The organism is Saccharopolyspora sp. 6M (assembly GCF_020176775.1).
Classification (GTDB): Bacteria; Actinomycetota; Actinomycetes; order Mycobacteriales; family Pseudonocardiaceae; genus Saccharopolyspora_C; species Saccharopolyspora_C gregorii.
In genome coordinates this window covers 1-5,216 of the sequence record NZ_JAIUJZ010000238.1, presented here as the reverse complement: position 1 = coordinate 5,216, position 5,216 = coordinate 1, and the positions used below count along the sequence as shown (strand labels likewise).

Sequence of the window (5,216 nt, the reverse complement as noted above, 5' to 3'; positions counted from 1 at the left end):
CCGGGGGGGGGGGGGCCCGGCCGCGGGGGGGGGGGGGGGGGGGCGCCCCCCCGCCCCGGGGGGGGGGGCCCCGGGGGGCCCCCCGGGCCCCCCCGCGCACAGCCCCCAGGGGCGGGTGGCCGCGGTGCTGGCGCTCCGCGAGCAGCTCGACCACCGGGCCGGGCACTACGGCACGGCCAGCAGCGCGCAGGGAGCGGTCCCCGGCGTGCGCGACTGACCGGCGCGGTGCCCGGCCCGGCGGTATGGCCACGCCGGGGGGCGCGGGGGGGGGGGGGCCCCCCCGGGGGGCGGGGGGGGCGGGGGGGGGCCCCCCCGGGGGGGGGGGCTCGGCACGGGGGGCACCCGCGCCGCGCCTCGGGACGGGGGTGGACGCGGCGGGTCGGGTCGGTGCCGAGCCGGGTTCGGAGAGCCATGCCATCGATGATGTTCGAGAATTATTCGATCCGCGATAATTCGATGGAGTGACATTCCTGTGCCGCGCCGAAGATCGCGGCCAGAATCGGATCCATGGACGAGATGCGAAGCGCCGCGGACCCCGGCTCGACAGGGCGAGCGCCCGGCGGCCCGGAACAGGACGACCGGCAGCAGGACGACCGGCAGCAGGACGGCCGCCAGCTCGACGACCGGCAGCTCGACGACCGGCAGCCGCGCACCGAACCGAGCCCCATGGTCCGGCGGCACCTGCTCGCGGGCGAGCTCCGGGAGCTGCGGCACGCGGCGCGGCTGACCCACGCCGACGTGGCCCAGCGGCTGGGCTGGCCGCAGGCGAAGGTGAGCAAGATCGAAGGTGCCCGCCAGCAGGTCGGGGTGGAGGCGGTCATCGCGCTCGCCGACATCTGCCACGCGGGCTCCGACCGGCGGGACCGGCTGGTCGAGCTGGCGCACTCCGCGCGAGGCCGCGGTTGGTGGGAGGCGTACCGGGACGTCCTGCCCCCGGACGTCCGCCGGCACGTCGGGTTCGAGGCGGAGGCGGTCGTGGTGCGGGCGTTCGCCGTCGAAGAGCTCCCCGAGCTGGTGCGGACGGACGAGTACGCCGCAGCGGCCGACGACGCCCGTGCTCCGGAACGCTCGTCGGACGCGGCCGAGCGGTCGCTGGAGGTGCTGCGGCGCAGGCGGCGCCGGGTCGAACGTGGCGCGCTGGCGCTGGACCTGGTCCTCGCCGAGTCGGCCCTGCGCCGCGAGGTGGGCGGCCCGGAGGTGCTGGCGCGGCAGCTGGACGCGCTGCGCGGGCTCGCGGAACTGCCGACGGTGGCGGTCCGGGTGCTGCCGTTCAGCGCCGGCGCGCTGGCGACGGGGGCGCCCTTCTCGGTGCTGTCCTTCGAACTCGACCTGCCCGAGGTGGTGGTGACCTCCGCCGCCGGGGCCACCGAGCTCGCCGACGACCCGGCTTCGGCGGGGGCGCACCACGAGCTGCTGCGGCGCTTGGCGGCGGCCGCGCTGCCACCCGAGGAATCGGTCCGCTGGCTCCGCGCGGAAGGGAGCCCCGCGATGTCCGGGTGACCGCGCGGGGCGCGTGCGGTGATTGGGGCGGTCGTCCGGACCGTGCCCCCGACGGCGGTTGACCTGGAGCTCTGCGCCGTGGTGGAGGCCATGCGGGTCGCCGTGTACCCGCGGTTCATCGTGCGTTAGGCTGAAATCCCGTGGGAGCGACGGATTCAGCCGTCCTGCCAGCGCAGATTCATTCAGCCCGGCGACGGCTTGACCACGGGGAGCCTTCTTGGTGCCGCAAACACGCACGATCAAGCACGTGTTCGTCACAGGAGGTGTCGCCTCCTCACTCGGCAAAGGCCTGACCGCGTCGAGCCTCGGCGAACTCCTGACCTCCCGCGGACTGCGGGTGACGATGCAGAAGCTCGATCCTTACCTCAACGTCGACCCCGGAACGATGAACCCGTTCCAGCACGGCGAGGTGTTCGTCACCGAGGACGGGGCCGAAACCGACCTCGACATCGGGCACTACGAGAGGTTCCTGGACCGGGACCTCACCAAGAACGCGAACGTCACCACGGGGCAGGTCTACTCGGCGGTCATCGCGAAGGAACGCCGGGGTGAGTACCTGGGTGACACCGTGCAGGTCATTCCGCACATCACCGACCAGATCATCGCCCGCATCCGCGCGATGGCCGAACCGGACGAGGACGGGCGCACGCCCGACGTCGTGATCACCGAGGTCGGTGGCACGGTCGGCGACATCGAATCGCTCCCGTTCCTGGAGGCGTGCCGCCAGATGCGGCACGACGTGGGCCGGGACAACTGCTTCTTCCTGCACGTGTCGCTGGTGCCGTACCTGGCGCCGTCGGGCGAGCTCAAGACGAAGCCGACCCAGCACTCGGTGGCCGCGCTGCGCAACATCGGCATCCAGCCCGACGCGCTGGTCTGCCGGGCCGACCGCGAGCTCCCCGAGGACCTCAAGCGCAAGATCGCGCTGATGTGCGACGTGGACTCCGACGGCGTCGTCGCCTGCCCGGACGCCCCGTCGATCTACGACATCCCGCGGGTGCTGCACGGCGAGGGCCTGGACGCGTACCTGGTGCGGCGGCTCGGACTGCCGTTCCGGGACGTCGACTGGACGGTGTGGGGCGACCTGCTCGACCGCGTGCACAAGCCGACCGAGCGGGTGCGGATCGCGCTGGTCGGCAAGTACGTCGACCTGCCGGACGCGTACCTGTCGGTCACCGAGGCGCTGCGCGCGGGCGGGTTCGCGCACCGCGCGAAGGTCGAGATCGCCTGGGTGCCCTCCGACGAGTGCGACACCGATGCGGGGGCGGCCCACGCCCTGGCCGGCATGGACGGCGTGCTGATCCCCGGCGGCTTCGGCGTGCGCGGGATCGAGGGGAAGCTGGGGGCGATCCGCTACGCCCGCACGCACGGCATCCCCACCCTCGGCCTGTGCCTCGGCCTGCAGTGCATGGTGATCGAGGCGGCCCGCTCGCTGGCCGACCTGAAGCGGGCGAACTCCGCCGAGTTCGAGGAGCCCTGCCAGCACCCGGTGATCAGCACGATGGCCGATCAGCGGGACGTGCTCTCCGGGGACCGGGACATGGGCGGCACGATGCGGCTCGGTTCCTACCCGGCGAAGCTGCTGGAGGGGTCCGTGGTCGCCGAGGCGTACGGCGAGACCGAGATCGCCGAGCGGCACCGGCACCGCTACGAGGTGAACAACGCCTACCGCGACCGGCTGACCAAAGCCGGCCTGGTGTTCTCGGGCACCTCGCCCGACGACCGCCTGGTGGAGTTCGTGGAGCTGCCGCGCGAGCAGCACCCGTTCTTCGTCGGCACGCAGGCGCACCCGGAGCTCAAGAGCAGGCCGACCCGCCCGCACCCGCTGTTCGCCGCCTTCGTCCGGGCCGCCGTCGACTACCGCGCGGCGGAGCGGCTTCCGGTCGAGCTGTCGGACAACGTGGAAGCCGGGGTCTGATCCGGCCCGTAGGGTGACGCCGTGAGCGCAGCGAATACGAACGGCACGGGTAGTGGTGGTGGCGACGTCCAGCGGACCGACGGCACGCACGAGTTCGCCACCGTCGCGTCCCAGGACGTGTACGTGGGCAAGATCCTCGCGTTGCGGGCCGACGAGGTCGCGATGCCGGGCGGTGGCCAGGCGCGGCGCGAGGTCGTCGAGCACCTCGGTGCGGTGTCGATCGTCGCGCTCGACGCGGACGACCGGGTCGTGCTGATCCACCAGTACCGGTACCCGGTGGGGCGGCGGCTCTGGGAGCTGCCCGCCGGGTTGCTCGACGTCGCGGGGGAGGACCCGCTGCGCCCCGCGCCGCGGGAACTCGCCGAAGAGGTCGGACTCGCCGCCGAGGACTGGTCGGTGCTGGTGGACATCGCTTCGTCCCCGGGCTTCACCGACCAGAGCGAGCGGGTGTTCCTGGCCCGCTCCCTGACCGAGGTGGGCAGGCCGCCTGCCGCCGGTGACGAGGAAGCGGACCTGGTGGTGCGCCGCGTCCCCTTCGACGAGGCGCTGCGGATGGTGTTCGCCGGGGAGATCGTGAACGCTCCCGCGGTGTCCGGACTGCTGGCGGCGGCCGCGGTCCGGTCCGGTCGTGCCGAGCCGCGGCCCGCGTCGGCGGAGTGGCTCGACCGCCCGCACCGGTTGGCCGAGCGGTTGCCCGGCTGACGGGAAGCCGTCCCGCGCAGAGCTGATGTGCAGCGCCCCACTCGATCGGTCGATCGAGTGGGGCGTTCGGCTGTGCGCGGTCGGTTCCGGCGCGGAGGTGACCGGTGCCGGTGCGCGTGGACGCTCCGCCACCGGATGGAGGGCCCGCCGCCGCGCTGAACTCGATTCCACTCGCAGGCCCGGGACCGCGGGAAACTCCGACGACCGGGACCGGGGGGACTCGGCAGCAGGGACGACATGTCACCTGTCGCTTCGAGTTGATCTTGCAGCTGTCCGTGCGGCAGCCGCACCCGGCGAGCGACGCCATCCCGACGCCCAGCCTCGATTCGATCGCCCGATCCATGTCGAGGTCCGCTCGCCCGGACACCCGCCCCCGCCCGGCGGCCAGCCCGATCCGGTGGTCCGGCTCGGCCCGGTGGTCCGGTCCGGCCCGGTGGTCCGGTCCGGCCCGGTGATCCCGCCCAGTCCGCCGGCACGGCCCGATCCGGCGGCCGGACCCCGATACGGCCGACCCGGCCTCCCGATCCGATCGCCCGGCTTTCTCCGGATATCGGCTCCATCCGGGCGTTCAGCCGCGGACCGGAGCCCTACGCCCCCCCGGCGGATCGACCCGTGCGGTTCGCCGCCGATCGGATGCCGGTCCGAACGCTCCCGCGCGGCACCAGCCGCACCGCCCGAGCACGACCGGCTCAGGACCGCAGCACGCGCCCGTTCGAGTCGGTGCTCTCCGTGCTGAGGATGACGATCCCGTCGATCACGCACCAGATGATGGAAGCGATGGTGCCCAACCCGCAGAAGATCAATCCGCCGAGGGTGAACAGCAGCAGCTGCGCGACCGCGATCCCGGTGTGCCCGGTGTAGAACCGCCCGACCCCGAACGGCAGCAGGATCTGCAACAACCCCGCCCCGAGCTTGGACTTGTCGGACAGCGCGACGTCCTCGTACGGGTTCCGCGGCATGCCGTACGGCATCGGGGCGCCCTGGCCCCAGCTCGGCCCGGGTTGGGGAGGTGCCGCCGGGTAGGGGCCCGCGGCGCCCGGGGGGGGGGGGGGGGGGGGGGGGGGGGGGCGGGGGCCCCCGGGGGGGGGGGGGGGGC

5 protein-coding genes are annotated in these 5,216 nt (G+C 74.0%); 4 read left to right on the top strand and 1 reads right to left on the bottom strand.

From position 1 onward, the window contains the following. The first annotated feature begins 115 nt into the window (after nt 1-115). The 4 genes from LCD31_RS29850 (at nt 116) to LCD31_RS25765 (ending at nt 4,120) form a co-directional block, all read left to right on the top strand. Nucleotides 116-217 carry a copper transporter gene (locus tag LCD31_RS29850; RefSeq protein ID WP_224962240.1) on the top strand — a complete coding sequence of 34 codons (102 nt, stop codon included), beginning with the start codon at nt 116-118 and terminating at the stop codon, nt 215-217. Between the two features lie 290 nt (nt 218-507). Then, nucleotides 508-1,500 (top strand): helix-turn-helix transcriptional regulator, encoded by a 993-nt coding sequence (locus LCD31_RS25775; protein ID WP_224962218.1) that lies wholly within the window; start codon nt 508-510, stop codon nt 1,498-1,500. Nucleotides 1,501-1,720: 220 nt separating this feature from the next. After that, the gene (locus tag LCD31_RS25770; RefSeq protein WP_373689962.1) at nt 1,721-3,418 is read left to right on the top strand and encodes a CTP synthase; all 1,698 of its coding nucleotides are present in this window, start codon (nt 1,721-1,723) and stop codon (nt 3,416-3,418) included. Between the two features lie 21 nt (nt 3,419-3,439). Further along, a complete protein-coding gene (locus tag LCD31_RS25765) occupies nt 3,440-4,120 on the top strand; it encodes an NUDIX hydrolase (RefSeq protein WP_308015869.1) in 681 nt (226 codons plus the stop codon). Nucleotides 4,121-4,809: 689 nt separating this feature from the next. On the opposite strand, the gene LCD31_RS25760 is transcribed toward LCD31_RS25765, so the two are convergent. After that, the gene (locus tag LCD31_RS25760; protein ID WP_224962214.1) at nt 4,810-5,091 is read right to left on the bottom strand and encodes a TM2 domain-containing protein; all 282 of its coding nucleotides are present in this window, start codon (nt 5,089-5,091) and stop codon (nt 4,810-4,812) included. Nucleotides 5,092-5,216: the final 125 nt, after the last annotated feature.